Source organism: Candidatus Pelagibacter sp. Uisw_113, assembly GCF_047717815.1.
Classification (GTDB): domain Bacteria; phylum Pseudomonadota; class Alphaproteobacteria; order Pelagibacterales; family Pelagibacteraceae; genus Pelagibacter.
In genome coordinates, this window is sequence record NZ_CP159809.1 from 307,254 (window position 1) to 324,684 (window position 17,431).

The following is a 17,431-nucleotide window of genomic DNA, read 5'->3' on the forward strand; positions in this document are numbered from 1 at the left end:
TCCCCTATTTTTATTAAAGACTATGGTAGGCAGTCCAGATACGTATCTAGATCCCACTGTGTTGTTGCACCTAAAAATTTTTCCCATTCATCATTTTTATACCAATGGAAAACTTTATACATTTCATCTGGCATAGCTGATTTTATAACCTCATCATCTGCTAAACGGTTTAAAGCTTCACCAAGACTCATTGGTAGTTTTTTAACTATTTTTCCAGCAGCTTGAGCATCATACATACTTCTAGACTCAGGTTTTCCTGGATCAATGTTATTTGTTATTCCGTCATCAAAACATTTTAATAACCCAGATCCCATTAAATAAGGATTATGCATTGAATCAACTGAACGATATTCAAATCTTCCTGGCGCAGATACTCTTAATCCACAAGTTCTATTTTGAAATCCCCAGTCAGCGTAAACAGGAGCCCAAAAACCAGTATCCCATAATCTTCTATATGAGTTCACGGTTGAAGAACCGATTGCTGTTAAGGCGCCCAAATGCTTCATTACTCCACCAATTGCTTTTAATCCAATTTTACCCGGTAATTGAATATCATTAGTGTCTGGCATAAAATAATTAGTTCCACCTTCAACATAAGTAAAAACATCATCCATCGCCGGTATAGATTTATGAGATAATTTATTAATTTTATCTTTTCCACCTTTCCACAAAGACATATTTGTATGACAACCACTTGCTGACACTCCCATAAAAGGTTTTGTCATAAAGCAAGCTATCAAATTAAATTCTCTAGCAACCTGTGCACAAATTTGTCTATAAGTTGAAAGTCTATCTGCATTTCTTAAAACATCATCATACATCCAGTTTAATTCTAATTGTCCCGGTGCATCTTCATGATCACCTTGAATCATGTCAAAACCCATTGCTCTAGCGTATTTAAAGACTTGCATGAAAACTGGTCTTAACGACTCAAATTGATCTATGTGATAGCAATAAGGTTTAGAAAAACCTTTACCAGTAGGTGAACCATCTTCATTTTTAGTTAACCACATCATTTCTGGTTCTGTTCCAACTCTTAATTGGTAGCCATGTTTCTTCTTAAATTCTTGAGCATGTATTCTTAAATTTCCACGACAATCTGATGTTAAATGTGCACCCGGATTATCTCTTTCTTCTCTATTTCTAAAGCAAGTAACAAAGACTCTTGCAACTTTTTTATCCCATGGAAGCTGACAAAATGTTTCAGGATCAGGTATACCAACTAGCTCTTTAGCTTCTGGTCCATAACCAATATAATCTCCATGACGATCAACAAATAAGTTTGCTGTAGCTCCGTAAACTAATTGAAATCCTTTTTCGCAAGTTCTTTCCCAATGATCAGTAGGAATACCTTTACCTACAACTCTTCCAGTTACAGAAATAAATTGAAAATAAATATATTCAACACCTAGCTCATTAATTTTAGCTCTAACTTGCTTTACTAATTTGTCTCTACCTGGTTGTCTAACGTGTCTATCTAAATCTGTCATTATTTCTCCCTCTAATGAATTTTTATTTAAGGAACCGTAACTGAAAAAATTATTTGTGTCTAGGCTTGAAGTTTAACTCCAAGGGAAAGGACTGTTAGAAGTTGGATGAAGTTCACCCTTCTCGTAACGGTTGAATCTAAATGGTTTTAATAATTCACTTTCAGTTCCCAAAATTTCTTGTGCAACAAGCTCACCTACACCAATCATTTTATATCCGTGATTTGCATCTGCTATCATGTAAACATTTTCTAAAAATCTATCGAATATAGGAAAATTATCTGGTGTCATACATCCAAGACCACCAGAGGGTCCTTTTCTATATAGACCAGATTTACCTTCAAACCTTTTATGACAATGAGCTAAAGCTGAACACCACATATCATTAAATGATTCTGTTGTTTGAAATTCAGGAGACTCAAGTCCATAAGGATCAATATTTATTTTATCGAAATGTTTATCAACTATGTAGGGAGATGTTCCACCCTGAACACCAAGACCTTCAATGTCTGGCTTATAATAAATTCCCCAAAGTTCATCTGTAATTAGTTTTTTAGTTGTGTCAGAATATAGTGGGGCAGTTGAGTCAACATGCATTACAGGAGGCTGACCACCATCATTCATTCTTAAAAAATCTTTATCAACACCAATAACACCTTCTTGTAGCATCCAATATTTCCACATATCTTCTTTATGAAATTTTCCATCTTGTCCTTTAATATTTGCAACTTTTGGAAGATCTAACATGTTCCAAAAATCTCTAACCCAAGGACCAGCGCCAACAACTACTTGTTCGCACTCAATAATTCCCTTATCTGTTTCAACACCCGTAACAGCTTTGCTATTACTCCCTCTTTTAAATCCTGTAACCGTCACACCCTTAATAACCTCAACACCATTTGTAGTAGATTTTTCTTCTAGAGCTTTTATGGAAGCCTTGTTGAATGCATAACCACCTTTTTTCTCATGAAGTATGGATGTGATGCCTTGTGCTTGCCAATCATCAAACATTCCCTTCATATATTTAGTACAGTCTGCTTCACCCTCTATAAATTCTGATTCGTAACCAATAGCTTTTTGCTGCTCATAAATTGTAGCAACATCTTCGTGCATAACCTCTGGAGATATTTGTAAATACCCTACAGCATTATATTTCCATGCTTTAGGATCACTTTCCCAGACTGAAACAGAGTGAGCCATTAACTCTCTCATAGCTGGTTGAAAATAATTATTTCTTATAACACCACAAGCTATTCCACTTGCACCTGCTGCAGTATCTTTTTTTTCAAGAATTACAATGTCACCAGGATTTTTATAAGTTTCTGAAAGTTTCCAAGCTGTACTTAGGCCATGAATTCCGCCTCCGATGATTACTACCTTAGCTTTAGTTGGTAATGTTGACATATGAAAACATTATTTTTTCTAAAAAGTAATTAATATAATTATATTTATAACTAAATTTTATATATAAAAGATATCAACTTAAAGAGATTGTTGAATTAGGTGCTAATAGCTTAGCTTTTTTAAAGTAGCAAGGTATTGTTTAAACTCATTAATAAAAGTCTCAGTTGGTATAATATTTTTTATTCGCTGATCAGTTGAAGTTTTTTCCAAACGAAAGAATCCTTTTTCACAAGCCTCATTAATTATCAAAGCCGATTTTGGTCTAGAGGTTTTAAATAATTTTGTTTTTAGCCCCTCAACAGAAAGCTTTTCATTAAGTTTATGCGCTGACATTACTAGTAACATCATATGATAATGTGAAGGAGATTTTCTAAAAAAATAGTTACTAGATGTATGTGATTGCTTCATCTGGTCTTCCCAAAAATTTAAAAGATCTTTGCTGTTATCGGGCATTTTATTATGCTCTAACTCTTGATTTTGTTGGATCATAGAAAGGGAAGGGAACAACTTTTGCAGCAATTCTTTTTTGATGACCATCAAGTTTACCAATCTCAACTTCTGTTCCTATTTCAGAATATTTTACATCTATTTTACAAAGTGCAATATTTTTTCCAAGTTTAGGTGATAGCATTCCACTTGTTATTACACCCACTTGACCACGACCAATATGAACACAATCTCCATTTACTGCCGGTTCATGACCAACTAATTCCAGACCAACTAATTTTTTTTGTGGATTTGCTTTTCTTTTAATTAATTCTTCCTTACCTATAAAATCATCTTCTTTAGTTTTAAGTGGCACTGTAAAACCAATACCTGCTTCAAAGGGATCTGTTTGATCATCGAACTCATAGCCATAAAAAATTAGTCCAGCTTCAATACGAACCATGTCTAAAGCTTCTAAGCCTAATGGAGTAATATCAAACTCCTTACCAGCTTCCCAAACTTTATCCCAAACCTCTGCAGCATCTTTTGGATGACACCAAATTTCATAGCCAAGTTCACCAGTGTAACCTGTTCTTGAAACAACAATTGGCGTACCTGTTTCATGATCTATTCTTGCAATATTAAATCTGAACCATTCAAGTTCAGTGATGGATGGTTGTATAGGAGGCGTCCATACAAATTTTTCTAAAATTTTTCTACTATTTGGTCCCTGAACTGCAATGTTGTGAATATGATCTGTTGCAGATTTAATCCAAACTTTATAATTTTTTTTTTTAGCTTGTTCTTTTAACCATTCACCACTGTATTCATCTCCACCAATCCATCTAAAATTATCTTGTCCTAATTTAAATAAAGTACCATCATCTAACATGCACCCATTTTCATAACACATGGCTGTATAAACAACTTGTCCTATAGATAATTTTTTTACATTTCTAGTAAGAGTATATTGCATTAAATTTTCTGCATCAGGTCCAAGAATTTCAAATTTTCTAAGAGGCGATAAGTCTGTTGCAATCGCACTTTCTCTACAAGCTGTATATTCTTTTATAGTTCCTGAATTTGTAAAATTATTAGCAAGCCAAAAACCTTTATACTCAACAAAGTTTCTTGTTAGTTCTGAAGTTTTTTTATGGAAACCTGTTTCTTGAGTTAGTTTAGGTTCTGAGTCTGTTTTCATTCTAAATGCTATTGCTTTTGAATACTTTTTTTCCTTTGAATAAGTCCTAACAAAAATATCAGTGGGATTCCAGCCATTTGCACCATCAACATCACAAGGACAAGCTGATGATATACATGTTAGATCTTTTAAAGCTCTAAATAAAACATAATCTCCAGGTCTTGACCAAGGTTCATCAAAAGATGCAACATTATTAGCATCAATTGCAGTATTAAAAAAAAGATTTATTGCAGACCAACTTTTTCTAGAATTGATATCATATTTATCCAGTCTATTATTAAAATTGTCAGTACAATTAATATGACCCATATAACCCATATCTTCATAATATTTTGATGTGCAAGCAAGATTGAAAGTATCATGTCTTCCAACTGTATCTCTTACAACTTCAATCATAGCTTCATGATCACCATCATAAAACTTTGAAAACAAACCAGGCCCAGGGTAAGCACCACCCATAAAAGTTCGTGTTGCTTTATCATCAATAATACTTTCAATGCCGTCATTTAATTTTTGTGTATCAAAAGCTAGAAAATCAGAGCATTGCCTTCCGCCTGGATCAATTATCTGAATATATTCACCAGCTTTTACCTCATAAGTTTCAGCAGTTCTTCTCTTTACAAGTTGTTCAATAATTGGATCACTAAGCGGATCTGGCAAAATAAATTGTTCATCTGTTTCAATAAATTTAGCTTTATTTAAAAAAATAGTTAAATCTGTAGGTGGATTTTGTTCATGGACATTCATTGCATCACCAGGTGCAGCAATCATTACAATACATTTATCTTTTGAGGTTAATGTTATTTTTTCACCCATAAAACAATCTTCACTAAAAACAATTGATGATTTAGCGTTATTTAAATCAAGGTTTTTATTCTTTAGCAGCTTTGAAATTTTTTCATCATTAGCAATAGTTTTTTTTGAAAAATCTGCATTAGCATTTTCTTTCAAATTTAAAATAGATAGATCAGATTTACCTTTTGAATTAAAAACAATTATTTCACAAATTTGTCTTCCTTCTTCATTAATGATTTCTATTTTATCTTCTGGCAAAACTTCTATTATAGAGAGCCCGCCACCTCTTACAAAATATCTTTCAACTCCAGGTGGTAATGTTCTTAATCCAGGATTTCGTATATTGTTACTAGTATGCAGCATTACCGATATAAATTTAAATAATTTAACATTAGCTTAATATAATCAAAGGCCATTGACTATAAATTTAATAAGTGAGAACATGCTTAATTAAACATTAATATTAAGGAGAGAGAATATAATGAAAAAAATAGTATCATTAATATCTGCCTTGGTAATTTCAGCAGTTAGTTTTGCTGGAGTATCTAATGCAGCAGATAGTAAAAAACCTATCGTTATTCCAACTCATAACTGGTCTAGCCAAATTGTAATGGCTCATGTTATTGGTGGAATTTTCGAAAGTATGGGAAATAATGTAAAATATGTAAATACAGACTCACAAGCAGTTTATGAAGCAATTCGTATCGGCGATGTAAGTTTATCTCATGAAGTGTGGGAATCTGCGTTTGGAAAATCATTTACTACAGCGCTAGATAAAGGTGGTTTAGTTGACTGGGGAGATCATGAAGCTCGAACGCTTGAAGATATGGGATATCCAAACTGGGTTACTGAAAAAGGATTATGTCCTGGTCTTCCAGACTGGACTGCATTAAAAAATCCAGCTTGTGCTAAAAACTTTACAACACCTGACTCAGGTGGAAAAGGACGAATGCTAGAAGGTCCGCAAAGTTGGCATGGAGATTTAATACCTCAAAGGGTTGATGCTTTAGGACTTGGAGATCTTTGGACTGTTAAATTTGCTGGAAGTGCAGATGCACTTTGGGCAGAACTTAAATCAGCTGAAAAAGAAGGAAGAGGAACTATAATATTCAACTGGACACCAAACTTTACAGATGGTGCTGGTTTTACTTTTATAGATTTCCCTCCATATTCAGCAGGTTGTAGACCAGAAGACGGTGGTGATGGAAAATGTGGTTCGCCAGATGGTTATTTGAAAAAGGCTGTAACTGCAGACTTTCCAAAAACACATCCAGCAGCAGCAGCGGCATTTAAAAAAATGTCATTCTCTACAAGTCACATTGGTGCAATGGCTGCTTTAGTTGACCTTGACAAATTGACTCATGAAGATGCAGCTAAAAAATGGTTAGCTGATAATAAGAGTGTTTGGCAAGCTTTTACTAAATAAGGGTAACAGTTAATAAATTGAAATCTCTCCCAACATTGTTGGGGGGGATTTTTTTTAAAGAATGTGCTTTCGCACAAATTCAAATTACGGACTTTTTAATTAAATGATAAAGTTTTTTTTATATATATCTATCAGTCTATTAGTTTTTAATTCTTCTTTTGCAAAAAATATAGACATACAAGAGGATATTAAAATTGGTTTTGTATGTGAATTAGAAAAGAAAATACTCAAGAACTCAGAACATAATTATAAAACTTTTTTAGCAAAAGATTTAGATAATCAAAATTTAGATAAATTTGAAATCGATGCAAAGAGACCAGAAAAACTTTTGATTAATGGGTTATCATTGTTCCTTTCACAAACTGCAAAATTTGAAGTAAAAGTTGTAAATAAAGACATAGTTTTATTCAAAGCTTTTGATGAAAGAAAAAATTACTCAGAATCAGGTATAATTAACAGAAAATCAGGTGAATTAGTTCACGAAATTACAATAGGTATAAAAAGTGATAATCTTGAAAAAAATATTTCTTTTTACTTATGTAGCTAAATTTAAAAAAATGAAAAAATATTTATTTTATATAGCTTTAAGTTTTTTAGTTGCAACATCAGTATCAGCTCGAAAGACAGGTTGCGAAGGAAACTGTAAAGATGGCTTTGGTAAATGGACTTACACTGACAAAACAACATACGAAGGGAATTGGATTGGCACACAAAAACAAGGACAAGGAGTTGAGACTTGGCCTAATGGATATATTTATAAAGGTGAGTTTAAAAATAGTGTGTGGAGTGGAAAGGGTATTTTGACCTTTCCAAACGGTGCAACTTATAATGGGGAATGGGCCAATGGGTTTATGAATGGAGAGGGAACATTTACATGGTCTGATGGAAAAGAAAAAAAAGGAATTTGGAAAAATGGCAAATTTCAAGAATAGATAAAAATGTTACAAAATATATATTCAAATAAATTAAAGAAGATATCAGAGCCAGTTAGACAATTTGGAGGCCTTATCATTTTAATAATTATTGTAATTTTTTCCTTTGCTATCTTAAATAATATTTTTGGTGAGGGTGAAGAACTAATTGCTAAAATGAAAAAAGAAGAAGAAAGAATTGCGGAGACAAGAAAGCAAAATGAACTGATTTCAAGTTTGCCATCAGGAATTTTAGTATTTTATGATGGAACTGATCATTATAAGTTGTCTTTAGAGCAATATGAAAAAGTCTGTAACGCAACAAAGATTATTCCTCAGCGCGCAATTATGGGTGCCAATTTTTTGAATTTTAGAGCACATCATATTTATACTATTAATGGAAATAAAATTGATGAAACGTTTGTTAAATGGAATAAGGAAAATAATAAATGCTTTGCAGGTTTTACAGTTAGTGGAAATAATGTTGGGGTAGATGAAAAAATTACTGTTAAAGGAGAGGTTTTAAATTTTTTAAGTACTGGAATTGATACAAGAGTTTATTTTATTAAAAATTTTTAAGGAGAAAAACGATAAGTATAAATAATATAAAAAGTGTTTTTTATTTTTATTTCGTATAACTTATTAAAACATTATGACCGATACAGTAATCAAATGTGAATCTGTTTACAAAATTTTTGGAACAAATGCCAAAAAGATGCTTCAAGATGCAAATGGAAATGTAGATGCTAAAACATTTCAAGAAAACGGATGTATAGTGGGTGTGAATAATGCCTCTTTTGAGGTTTCAAAAGGTGAAATGTTAGTTGTGATGGGTTTATCAGGCTCAGGGAAATCAACTTTGTTAAGATGCATTTCTAGATTAACAGATGCAACTGCTGGAAAGATTTTTATAGAAGGTCAAGACTTACTCTCATTAAATAACAAAGAACTGATTGAACTTAGAAGAAATAAAATGGGAATGGTATTTCAAAGTTTTGCTTTGCTTCCTCATAAAACAGTTGTGGAAAATATTGCTTTCCCACTTCAAATCAAAGGCATTAAAACTAAAGATAGCATCAATAAAGCAATGGAAATGGTAAAGCTTGTTGGTCTTGATGGTAGAGAAAATTATTTTCCAAGAGAACTCTCTGGTGGACAACAGCAAAGAGTAGGTATTGCTCGATCATTGGCTGTTGAACCTGATATTTGGTTTTTAGATGAACCATTTTCTGCATTAGATCCATTAATTAGAAAAGAGATGCAAGATGAATTTTTGAGACTTCAAGAAAAATTACAAAAAACAATTATGTTTATCACACATGATTTTGATGAAGCTTTAAAACTTGCTGACCGTATTGCAATAATGAAAGATGGTATAATTGAACAACTAGATACCCCAGCTAACATTGTGTTAAATCCAGCAACAGAATACGTAAAAAAATTCACTGAAGAAGTTCCTAGAGAGAAGGTTTTAAAAATAGAAGATGTAATGGAAAAACCAAATAATGAAAATTTAAGTGATTTAAAAGTTTTAAGAAATGAAATAATTGAAAATGTAGCTGAAAAAATATTAACTCAAGAAAAGTCCGTATCTGTAATTGATGAAAACAATCAAATTGTTGGCACTGTTCATCCATCAAAAATAATACACACAGTTTTTGGTGGGAAAAAAAAAAATGATTAGAATATGGAATTATTAAAAAAATATCCAAAAATATTTCAATGGTTATTTTTGTTAATTGCTTTTTTTACCTTATATTTTGCAATTGATGTTCCAGAAACTTATAAATTTATTAGAGGCCAAGCAGAATTCATTAAAGATCCAAATCAAAGCACTTACACACTCTTTGGCGCAGAAGTAAGGTATTATGCATTTGATGTTTTTTGGAGATTACCTCCTTTACTTGGATGGCTACCTATTTGGATAAATGATTTATTATTTTTCTTAATGAATGATTGGATGCCAATGGAATTTTGGAATGAAGATACTCAAGAATTTAAAACTCGCCCTTTAGTTTTACAAATAACAAGAAATTTAACTTCATTTATAACATTTCTTATTGAATTAATTAGAGAGATTTTATTAGGTGGCGTTGAAACTATTGTTGCCTTTACAAGTTGGGATTGGATAAGTGAAAATTCATGGGCAGAATTGCCAGGGTTACCTTGGACAATTGTTGCAGCGGGTGCAGCAATACTTGGGTATAAATTAAGTGGCAAGGGTTTAGCTTTATTCGCTGCTATAGTCATGATTTATATTTCTATCTTTGGTCAATGGAAACCTTCGATGCAAACACTTTCTTTTATATTGGTTGCAGCACCACTATCCTTTATTTTTGGTTTGGGCTTAGGGATTGCAGCATTCAAAAGTAAACGTGTTGAAAAAGCTTTATATCCAATACTTTTAGTTATGCAGACTATGCCTCAATACGCTGTATTGGTTCCTGCAATTGTTCTTTTTGGTGTTGGTGATCATGCTGGAGTAATTATAACCATGGTTGTAGCTGTTCCACCAATGATACTACTAACTTTGTTAGGTCTCAGAGGAGTATCACCTGAGGTTATTGAAGCTGGCCGAATGAGTGGATGTAATAATTTACAGCTTATGTTTAAAGTACTAATCCCAACTGCAAGAAGAGATATTTTGATTGGAGTGAATCAAGTTATTATGGTGTGTTTTTCTATGGCAGTAATTTCAGCTTTTATAGGCGCCAAAGGTTTAGGATTTAATTTATTGTTAGCCTTAAATCAGCTAAACATCGGATTAGCGTTAGAAGCAGGTTTATGCATTAGTTTAATTGCGATATTACTAGATAAATTATCTTTAGCTTGGGCAAATAAACAAACAGATTATTTTGGCAACCTAACTTTCTTTGAACGTTATAAAAATTTATTATTTTTTTCTGGTGCAATATTGATTGGAATTATATTTGCTTATGTTGGATCTTTTTACTTTAAAGAAGGTTTTAATTATTTATATGAAATTCCTCACAACAAAGGAATATCAACTGCAGATTTTTGGAATAAAGGGGTTGATTGGATTTGGGATACTTTTTTTCAAACTTTAAAAATTTTTAATACATGGTTAATAGTAGATGTACTGCAGCCAATGCGAGCTGCTTATTTGCGTATGCCTATTGTTGCAACATTTGTTCTAGTTATGGGAGCTGGTTATATAATTGGAGGGATACGTTCAGCTTTAACAGTAGGGGGGTTAACATTATTTATAGCTTTAAGTCCATGGTGGGACAGAGCTTTAGTTACAACTTATATGGCAACTTTTGGAGTTATCTTATCTTGTATAATTGGTTTTACCGTTGGTACTTTATGTTTTCAGAATAAACATACCACAAATTTTATGTTGGGAGTTTGTGATATTTTTCAAACATTCCCTTCATTTGTATACTTAATTCCAGTTATGATGCTTTTTGGAGTTACAGACACATCAGTATTAATTGCAGTAGTTGTTTATGCAACTATACCTGCCACAAGATATACGATTGAAGGATTAAGAAGTGTTCCATCTTCTTTACATGATGCAGCTTCAATGTCAGGTGTAACGAAGGTACAAAGGTTGTTGAAAATTGAATTCCCTTTAGCACTTCCTCACATGATGCTTGGTTTAAATCAAACAATTGTATTTGCTTTATTTATGGTAATTATTGGAGCATTTATTGGAACTGAGGATTTGGGACAATATATTTTAAAAGCTATATCTGATAAAAAAGGTGCAGGTATAGGATTAACACTAGGTCTTTGTGTTGCTTTCATAGGATTGGTATTTGACCATTTAATTCGAACCTGGGTAAATAAAAGAAAAAAGCACCTTGGTATAGACTAGTTAATATTTTTTCATTATCTATTTGGAGTATCTGTAACAATCATTTGATCTTTTACCTTTTCTCTAAAGTAAATATATATTCCAGCACTTATGATTATTGAAACACCAACAAATGTTCTTGTTGTTGGAATATTATTAAATAATATATACCCTGTTAGTATTGACCAAATTATTAAAGAATATTCATAAAGCGAGACAACAGATGGAGACGCAATACTGTAAGCATTAAGTATAAAATAAAATGCAAAAGCCCCAATACACCCCATAACTATTATAAATGGCCAGGCATAAGATGGGTTTGTAAACCATTCTCTAAAAATAAATTGCAGTGCTGGATCACTAAAGTTGTTAAATTGTCCCTCACCTATAAAAATAAAAAATAATATACTTATTAGAACAGCACCAAAATATAAATGTAACATTTGTGTATAAACATTATCTTTATCAGAAGTGATTTTTGTGATTGTCATTGATATTGAGTAGCATAACGCACAAGCAACAGGGGCTAATTTCATATAATCAAAATTTGTAAAATCTGGATTTAAAACCAAATATACCCCTATAAACCCAATAAAAATTGCTGACCATCTTCTAATACCAACTTTTTCTTTTAAAAATATTGTAGCCAAAATTGAAACAAAAAAAGGACTAGAGAAAAATAACGCATTGGCCATAGCAAGAGACATATATGTAAGAGAGATATAGAAAAAACTAAATCCAAAAAAGAAACATATAACTCTTAAGATTGTTAAAAAAGGGTAGTGTGTTTTTAAAATAATTTCTTGTTTAGAAAGCTTGAGATACCCAACTAATAAAATTAGTGCAACAAATGTTCTTCCAAAATATAATTCATATAATGCTGCATCTTGATAAATAAATTTTATCAAAGCATCTTGAATGGAGAATAGTATCATACCAAGAAGAATAAATAGAATGCCTCTTGGATTATTTTGTACTGGCGTCATGAATTAAGAATAAAATCAGATGCTCTTTCAGCTATCATTAATGTTGGTGCATTTAAGTTTCCACTGGTAATTTCTGGCATTACCGAAGCATCAACTACTCTTAAATTTTCAATTCCATGTACTTTAAGTTTTTGATCTACAACTGCCATATCATCAATTCCCATTTTAAGGGTACAAGAAGGGTGGTAAGCAGTCTCTGCTTTAGATCTGACATATTCTTCATATAATTCATGAGTTTGAATATCTGATCCAGGACCAATTTCTTTACCAGCAAATGGTTTCATTGAACTTTGTCCAAGAATTTTTCTAGCTATTTTAATAGCCTCCACTGTTTGTTTGAGATCATCTTTATGTTCAAGATAATTAAATAAAATTTTTGGATAATCATAAGGGTTTGAAGTGTCCAATGTAACTGAACCTCTACTTTTTGGATGATTAGGGCTGGCATGTAATTGAAATCCATGTCTATCAGGCTCAACTAAGCCATGATCAATTACAAAAGCTGGAAAAAAATGAAATTGGATATTTGGATAGTCTCTTTCAGGAGAGGATTTAGCAAAACCACCTGCTTCTAGGAAGGACGTTGAGCAGGGTCCAGTTTTATTTAAAAACCATTGAATTCCTATTCTAAGCATATTGAATTTATTAACATATGAATACAGTGTGTCAGATGTTTTACATTCTTGCTGGATATAAGTTTCAAGATGATCTTGTAGGTTTTTTCCAACACCACTTAGGTTGTGAATAACTTCAATTCCCTTTTCTTTTAAATGCTCAGCTGCTCCAATGCCAGATAGTAAGAGTAATTGAGGAGAGTTAATTGAGCCTCCACTTAATATTACCTCTTTATTAACAAAAATATTTTCAACTTTATTCTTAATCTTAACCTTAATACCAATGGCTTTTTTTCCATCAAAGATGATCTTCTCTACGAAAGAGTCCGTGAAAATTGTTAAATTCTTTCTATTTTTAGCTGGATTTAAATAATGTTTAGAGACACTTGCTCTTTCTCCTTTATCAATTGTCACATCATACATACCAAAACCTTCTTGATTTTTACCGTTCATATCTGGGTTCATTTCATAACCAGCCTCAGTTGCAGAATCTACAAATGCTTTGAATAATGGGTTTTTATTTTTAGATTGATTAACAGGCAGCAAGCCATTCCCACCACGATATCTATTTTCTCCTTCAGACCAAGTTTCAATTTTCTTGAAATAAGGAAGAACTTTTTCGTAAGACCAATCTTTAAGTCCAAATGAAGCCCATCTTTCATAATCATTAGGATTACCTCGTACATAAACCATACCATTATGAGCAGAACATCCACCAATCATTTTTCCCCTAGGACAAAATAGTTTTCTGTTATTTAAATGAGGCTCTGGTTCAGAATAATATTTCCAATTATATTTTGAATCATGCATTGTATAAAGAATAGCAAGTGGCATTTTTACTTTCCAAATATCACTTGGTTTTCCAGCTTCGAATAAAGCTACTTTGTATTTTCCATTTTTAGTTAAACGATTTGCAAGAACACATCCTGCTGATCCACCACCAATAATAATATAATCATATTTCATATAGTTTTCCCTAATAGATTCTTAATAAATCAGAATTAATGAGGTTGATCACCCTCAATAGCTATTCTATCCATTATTCTTTCATAACCCAAACCTCTACCAGGATAAAAGTCTGCTATCGCATAATGAATAACACTTCTGTTATCCCATATCGCAACTGCATTTTCTGTCCAATTAAATCTACAAGTTAGATCTAATCTTGCCTGATGCTCAAATATCTTTTTTAATATTTCGTCACTTTCTATTTTATCCAAACCAATTATTTGTTTTGTATAAGTCCAATTTACATACAGTATTTTCTTTCCTGTTTCTGGATGAGTTCTCACTATTGGATGTTCATTCGAATACTCATTATAATTTCTTTTTTCATGACCTGACATACCTTTATAATTGTCTATAAAAAATTCTGCTCCAAGAGAGCTATGAATAGCTTTTTTATCTTTTATCTTTTTTTTAATTTTTTCATCGAGAGTTTCCCATGCTAGTTCCATATTAGAAAAACAAGTGTCTCCTCCTACAGGAGGGATCTTTATTGATTTTAAAATTACTGCTTTAGTTGGTTTAACGTTGTAACTAACATCAGTGTGCCAATTCTCTCCCCATTGATTTTTTTCTTCTTTAGTCTTTACAATTCTTACTATTTCAGGATAATTGTTTAATCCCTTCACATAAGCATGGTTTTCCAATGGACCCCAATTTTGAGCTAATGCAATTTGTTCATTGTGGGTGATATCTTGATTTCTAAAAAAAATTACTTTGTGCTCTAAAAGCAGGTTATTTATTTTTTCATAATTTTCTTTTGTTGAATCTTTAAGGTCTATACCTGTTATTTCAGCCCCAAGGGCTCCTGATAAAAGTTTGATTTCCATTAAAAGAATATATTTCTGGAAATTTATTTTGTCAAAATATATAAGGTTCCTATGACTTTAACTCAGGCTTATATGCTATTAATAGTTTCTATTTTTCTAGAAATTGCTGCAACAGGATCATTAAAAGCAACCGAAGGTTTTACCAGGTGGATTCCATCCTTAATATCAGTCGTTGCTATCAGTGGCTGTATGTATTTAATGTCTCATGTAATGAAGGTTTTACCAGTGGGTATTACCTATGCTACATGGTCAGGAGTTGGGATAGTAGCTTTAACTCTGATTGGAATTATTAAATATAAGCAAGTTCCAAATTTAGCAACTATTTTTGGACTAGCTTTAGTTGTAGTTGGAGTTGTAATTATTAATGTGATGAATAATACAAATATTGATAATTAGTTTATTTTTTTTAATTTAGTTGAGAATTTTAAACCTATATTATTAAAATTAATTTTATTTTTTTTAATAAATTCATTCATTATTTTAATTTTTTTATCCTCAAATTCAGCAACTTTTCTTTTATTTAAATCAACATATAGAGATAAGAATTCTATTGATGATGCTAAATACTCTTTTTCTTTATGGATCATTTCAAATTTATACTGAAGTCTTTTTTTGTCATGATCAAAATAGGTTAAATTTATATTCACTTCGTCACCCTCATTAACTTCTTGATCATAAGTGATATGAGATTCAACAACCATGGTACTTTTTTTTGTTGTTTTTGCTGAATGTTCTCCCATATTAAATTTTGTCATTAAAGTTTCAGCACCGTAAAGATCAAAAATTAAAACATAATAGGCGACATTCATATGATTATTATAATCAGTCCAATCTTTAATAATCTTCTGTGTATTTAACAATATAGACATATTTAATTCTTATATTCTGGTTCTTCTTTATCTAAAATCAATTTTATTTGATTAAGATGCATCCCCGCTAAATCAATTGGATAATTTGCAGTTTCTTGAGCTGTTTTTTCTGCAATTTCATGATTAACTACATTCAACTCCCTGTTAGTTGACAATGCTGTTAAATAAGTTTCTGCAGCTTTTTCAAAATAATATAAGGCATTGAAACCCTCTGCAATAGTTTCACCTGTGATTATTATCCCATGGTTAGCTAGCAGCATATGCTGCTTGTTTCCTAAGGCACTTGCCATTTTTTCTGACTCCTCTTCAAAACCCAAGCCACCAAATTCATTAAAGACAGAAACTCTATTATAAAACATCATAGTATTTTGATCTATAGGTTTTAAAGTGGGATCTGTAAGGGTTGATAAAATTGTAGCATATTTAGAATGAACATGAAAAATACATTTAGCATGAGCCACTTTTTTATGAATTGCTCCATGAATATTGATTGCAGTTGGATCTACAATTTCTGGTTTTTTTTTTAATTTTTCTATATTTTCTTTTGTAACCAAAATTAAATCACTAGCTTTTATTTGACTAAAATGTATTCCAGCTTTGTTTACAAAAAAATCAGTAGATGAGCCTGGTAAACAGACACTAAAATGATTTGCAACGCCTTCGTGCATATTTAGTCTAGCTGTCCATCTGAAGGTTGCAGCTAAATCTTTTTGTAAATCTGTTATTTCCATTTTTATTAAATTAAACTATATTTTAATTATAAATGATGAACAATAAAGTTTTTGTGTCTTGCGCAGTAACAGGTTCTGGTGACACGGCTAATAAACATCCTGATTTACCAAAGACACCAAAACAAATAGCGACTGCAGCAATAGAAGCTGCTAAAGCAGGAGCAGCAATTGCACACATTCACGTCAGGGAAGACGATGGTAAACCAAGTAGAAGATTAGAATTATATAAAGAGGTAGTTGATCTTGTTCGATCAAGTGATACGGATGTTATTTTAAATTTAACGACAGGCATGGGCGGCGACCTTGATATTGGACAAGGAAATAATCCATTAGACTTTGGTCCAATGACAGATATGACAAATGTAATGGAGCGTATTGCTAATGCTGAACAATTCCTACCAGAAATCTGCACATTAGATGCTGGAACTTTAAACTTCGGTGACAGCTCTACAATCACAGTAAACACACCAAATGATTTAAGAAAAGCTGCAAAACGATTAAAAGAAATTGGTGTTAAGCCAGAAATTGAAGCATTTGATTTAGGAAATATGTGGTTTGGTGCACAACTTTACAAAGAAGGATTATTAAGTGATCCACCAATGTTTCAAATGTGCTTGGGAATACCATGGGGGGCGCCTGCAACTACTTTAGCAATGCAAGCCATGTTAGATATAATGCCTAAAGAAGGTATCTGGTCGGGGTTTGCAATTTCACGGAATGAAATGCCTTTTGTTGCTCAGACTGTTTTGTTGGGAGGCAATCCAAGAGTTGGACTTGAAGATAATTTATATTTATCTAGAGGTAAATTAGCAACTAATGCGCAATTAGTTGAAAAAGCTATTAGAATTGTGGATGATCTTGGTTCTTCTATTATGACACCAGCAGAAACAAGAGAAAAACTAAAACTTATTAAGCATAAATAAAAT

Annotated in this window: 17 protein-coding genes; 8 read left to right on the forward strand and 9 right to left on the reverse strand. The window is 32.0% G+C overall.

The genetic code is table 11. The annotated features are described in order from the left end of the window. Nucleotides 1–20: 20 nt before the first annotated feature. The 4 genes from ABXT39_RS01580 to ABXT39_RS01595 all read right to left on the reverse strand — a co-directional run bounded on the left by ABXT39_RS01580 (nucleotide 21) and on the right by ABXT39_RS01595 (nucleotide 5,676). The gene (locus tag ABXT39_RS01580; RefSeq protein ID WP_415295502.1) at nucleotides 21–1,490 is read right to left on the reverse strand and encodes a glutamine synthetase family protein; all 1,470 of its coding nucleotides are present in this window, start codon (nucleotides 1,488–1,490) and stop codon (nucleotides 21–23) included. Between the two features lie 72 nt (nucleotides 1,491–1,562). Further along, nucleotides 1,563–2,891, reverse strand: a complete 1,329-nt coding sequence (locus ABXT39_RS01585; protein WP_415295504.1) for an NAD(P)/FAD-dependent oxidoreductase — start codon at nucleotides 2,889–2,891, stop codon at nucleotides 1,563–1,565. 102 nt (nucleotides 2,892–2,993) lie between these two features. Beyond that, nucleotides 2,994–3,380 carry a hypothetical protein gene (locus ABXT39_RS01590; protein WP_415295505.1) on the reverse strand — a complete coding sequence of 129 codons (387 nt, stop codon included), beginning with the start codon at nucleotides 3,378–3,380 and terminating at the stop codon, nucleotides 2,994–2,996. Continuing rightward, nucleotides 3,349–5,676 (reverse strand): DUF1989 domain-containing protein, encoded by a 2,328-nt coding sequence (locus ABXT39_RS01595; protein WP_415295507.1) that lies wholly within the window; start codon nucleotides 5,674–5,676, stop codon nucleotides 3,349–3,351. Before ABXT39_RS01595 ends, ABXT39_RS01590 begins: the two co-directional genes overlap by 32 nt. Before the next feature lie 118 nt (nucleotides 5,677–5,794). On the opposite strand from ABXT39_RS01595, the gene ABXT39_RS01600 reads away from it, so the two are divergent. The 6 genes from ABXT39_RS01600 to ABXT39_RS01625 all read left to right on the forward strand — a co-directional run bounded on the left by ABXT39_RS01600 (nucleotide 5,795) and on the right by ABXT39_RS01625 (nucleotide 11,491). Beyond that, the gene (locus ABXT39_RS01600; RefSeq protein WP_415277889.1) at nucleotides 5,795–6,739 is read left to right on the forward strand and encodes an ABC transporter substrate-binding protein; all 945 of its coding nucleotides are present in this window, start codon (nucleotides 5,795–5,797) and stop codon (nucleotides 6,737–6,739) included. A gap of 103 nt (nucleotides 6,740–6,842) precedes the next feature. Beyond that, nucleotides 6,843–7,286, forward strand: coding sequence for a hypothetical protein (locus ABXT39_RS01605; RefSeq protein ID WP_415295508.1), 444 nt, complete (start codon nucleotides 6,843–6,845; stop codon nucleotides 7,284–7,286). Nucleotides 7,287–7,296: 10 nt separating this feature from the next. Then, entirely contained in the window at nucleotides 7,297–7,671 is a 375-nt protein-coding gene (locus tag ABXT39_RS01610; protein WP_415290030.1) for a hypothetical protein, read from the forward strand. A gap of 6 nt (nucleotides 7,672–7,677) precedes the next feature. Beyond that, nucleotides 7,678–8,229, forward strand: coding sequence for a hypothetical protein (locus ABXT39_RS01615; RefSeq protein ID WP_415295510.1), 552 nt, complete (start codon nucleotides 7,678–7,680; stop codon nucleotides 8,227–8,229). Between the two features lie 73 nt (nucleotides 8,230–8,302). Next, entirely contained in the window at nucleotides 8,303–9,334 is a 1,032-nt protein-coding gene (locus ABXT39_RS01620) for a quaternary amine ABC transporter ATP-binding protein (RefSeq protein WP_415295512.1), read from the forward strand. A gap of 3 nt (nucleotides 9,335–9,337) precedes the next feature. Then, on the forward strand, nucleotides 9,338–11,491 hold the full coding sequence (locus tag ABXT39_RS01625; RefSeq protein WP_415295514.1) for an ABC transporter permease: 2,154 nt from the start codon (nucleotides 9,338–9,340) through the stop codon (nucleotides 11,489–11,491). Nucleotides 11,492–11,505: 14 nt separating this feature from the next. On the opposite strand, the gene ABXT39_RS01630 is transcribed toward ABXT39_RS01625, so the two are convergent. Genes ABXT39_RS01630 through ABXT39_RS01640 form a run of 3 tightly spaced genes read right to left on the reverse strand, consistent with a single transcriptional unit; the run spans nucleotide 11,506 to nucleotide 14,905 of the window. Further along, nucleotides 11,506–12,456 (reverse strand): DMT family transporter, encoded by a 951-nt coding sequence (locus tag ABXT39_RS01630; protein ID WP_415295516.1) that lies wholly within the window; start codon nucleotides 12,454–12,456, stop codon nucleotides 11,506–11,508. Then, the gene (locus ABXT39_RS01635) at nucleotides 12,453–14,036 is read right to left on the reverse strand and encodes a choline dehydrogenase (RefSeq protein ID WP_415295517.1); all 1,584 of its coding nucleotides are present in this window, start codon (nucleotides 14,034–14,036) and stop codon (nucleotides 12,453–12,455) included. Before ABXT39_RS01635 ends, ABXT39_RS01630 begins: the two co-directional genes overlap by 4 nt. Before the next feature lie 35 nt (nucleotides 14,037–14,071). Continuing rightward, nucleotides 14,072–14,905, reverse strand: a complete 834-nt coding sequence (locus tag ABXT39_RS01640; protein ID WP_415295519.1) for a TauD/TfdA dioxygenase family protein — start codon at nucleotides 14,903–14,905, stop codon at nucleotides 14,072–14,074. A 51-nt stretch (nucleotides 14,906–14,956) separates the two neighbouring features. On the opposite strand from ABXT39_RS01640, the gene ABXT39_RS01645 reads away from it, so the two are divergent. Next, entirely contained in the window at nucleotides 14,957–15,301 is a 345-nt protein-coding gene (locus ABXT39_RS01645; RefSeq protein ID WP_415295521.1) for a DMT family transporter, read from the forward strand. Here the strand turns inward: ABXT39_RS01645 and ABXT39_RS01650 are convergent. Beyond that, complete coding sequence (locus ABXT39_RS01650) at nucleotides 15,298–15,774, reverse strand: thioesterase family protein (protein WP_415295523.1); 477 nt, start codon at nucleotides 15,772–15,774, stop codon at nucleotides 15,298–15,300. The two genes, ABXT39_RS01645 and ABXT39_RS01650, sit on opposite strands and share 4 nt — an antisense overlap. A gap of 2 nt (nucleotides 15,775–15,776) precedes the next feature. Beyond that, nucleotides 15,777–16,505, reverse strand: coding sequence for a class II aldolase/adducin family protein (locus ABXT39_RS01655; RefSeq protein ID WP_415295525.1), 729 nt, complete (start codon nucleotides 16,503–16,505; stop codon nucleotides 15,777–15,779). Nucleotides 16,506–16,540: 35 nt separating this feature from the next. On the opposite strand from ABXT39_RS01655, the gene ABXT39_RS01660 reads away from it, so the two are divergent. Further along, nucleotides 16,541–17,428 carry a 3-keto-5-aminohexanoate cleavage protein gene (locus ABXT39_RS01660; RefSeq protein ID WP_415295916.1) on the forward strand — a complete coding sequence of 296 codons (888 nt, stop codon included), beginning with the start codon at nucleotides 16,541–16,543 and terminating at the stop codon, nucleotides 17,426–17,428. Nucleotides 17,429–17,431 lie beyond the last annotated feature (3 nt).

What these genes read in the sequence shown, in the direction of transcription:
- ABXT39_RS01580 (WP_415295502.1), bottom strand. Translation starts at nt 1,490, where the DNA reads ATGACAGATTTAGATAGACACGTTAGACAACCAGGTAGAGACAAATTA.
- ABXT39_RS01585 (WP_415295504.1), bottom strand. Translation starts at nt 2,891, where the DNA reads ATGTCAACATTACCAACTAAAGCTAAGGTAGTAATCATCGGAGGCGGA.
- ABXT39_RS01590 (WP_415295505.1), bottom strand. Translation starts at nt 3,380, where the DNA reads ATGATCCAACAAAATCAAGAGTTAGAGCATAATAAAATGCCCGATAAC.
- ABXT39_RS01595 (WP_415295507.1), bottom strand. Translation starts at nt 5,676, where the DNA reads ATGCTGCATACTAGTAACAATATACGAAATCCTGGATTAAGAACATTA.
- ABXT39_RS01600 (WP_415277889.1), top strand. Translation starts at nt 5,795, where the DNA reads ATGAAAAAAATAGTATCATTAATATCTGCCTTGGTAATTTCAGCAGTT.
- ABXT39_RS01605 (WP_415295508.1), top strand. Translation starts at nt 6,843, where the DNA reads ATGATAAAGTTTTTTTTATATATATCTATCAGTCTATTAGTTTTTAAT.
- ABXT39_RS01610 (WP_415290030.1), top strand. Translation starts at nt 7,297, where the DNA reads ATGAAAAAATATTTATTTTATATAGCTTTAAGTTTTTTAGTTGCAACA.
- ABXT39_RS01615 (WP_415295510.1), top strand. Translation starts at nt 7,678, where the DNA reads ATGTTACAAAATATATATTCAAATAAATTAAAGAAGATATCAGAGCCA.
- ABXT39_RS01620 (WP_415295512.1), top strand. Translation starts at nt 8,303, where the DNA reads ATGACCGATACAGTAATCAAATGTGAATCTGTTTACAAAATTTTTGGA.
- ABXT39_RS01625 (WP_415295514.1), top strand. Translation starts at nt 9,338, where the DNA reads ATGGAATTATTAAAAAAATATCCAAAAATATTTCAATGGTTATTTTTG.
- ABXT39_RS01630 (WP_415295516.1), bottom strand. Translation starts at nt 12,456, where the DNA reads ATGACGCCAGTACAAAATAATCCAAGAGGCATTCTATTTATTCTTCTT.
- ABXT39_RS01635 (WP_415295517.1), bottom strand. Translation starts at nt 14,036, where the DNA reads ATGAAATATGATTATATTATTATTGGTGGTGGATCAGCAGGATGTGTT.
- ABXT39_RS01640 (WP_415295519.1), bottom strand. Translation starts at nt 14,905, where the DNA reads ATGGAAATCAAACTTTTATCAGGAGCCCTTGGGGCTGAAATAACAGGT.
- ABXT39_RS01645 (WP_415295521.1), top strand. Translation starts at nt 14,957, where the DNA reads ATGACTTTAACTCAGGCTTATATGCTATTAATAGTTTCTATTTTTCTA.
- ABXT39_RS01650 (WP_415295523.1), bottom strand. Translation starts at nt 15,774, where the DNA reads ATGTCTATATTGTTAAATACACAGAAGATTATTAAAGATTGGACTGAT.
- ABXT39_RS01655 (WP_415295525.1), bottom strand. Translation starts at nt 16,505, where the DNA reads ATGGAAATAACAGATTTACAAAAAGATTTAGCTGCAACCTTCAGATGG.
- ABXT39_RS01660 (WP_415295916.1), top strand. Translation starts at nt 16,541, where the DNA reads ATGAACAATAAAGTTTTTGTGTCTTGCGCAGTAACAGGTTCTGGTGAC.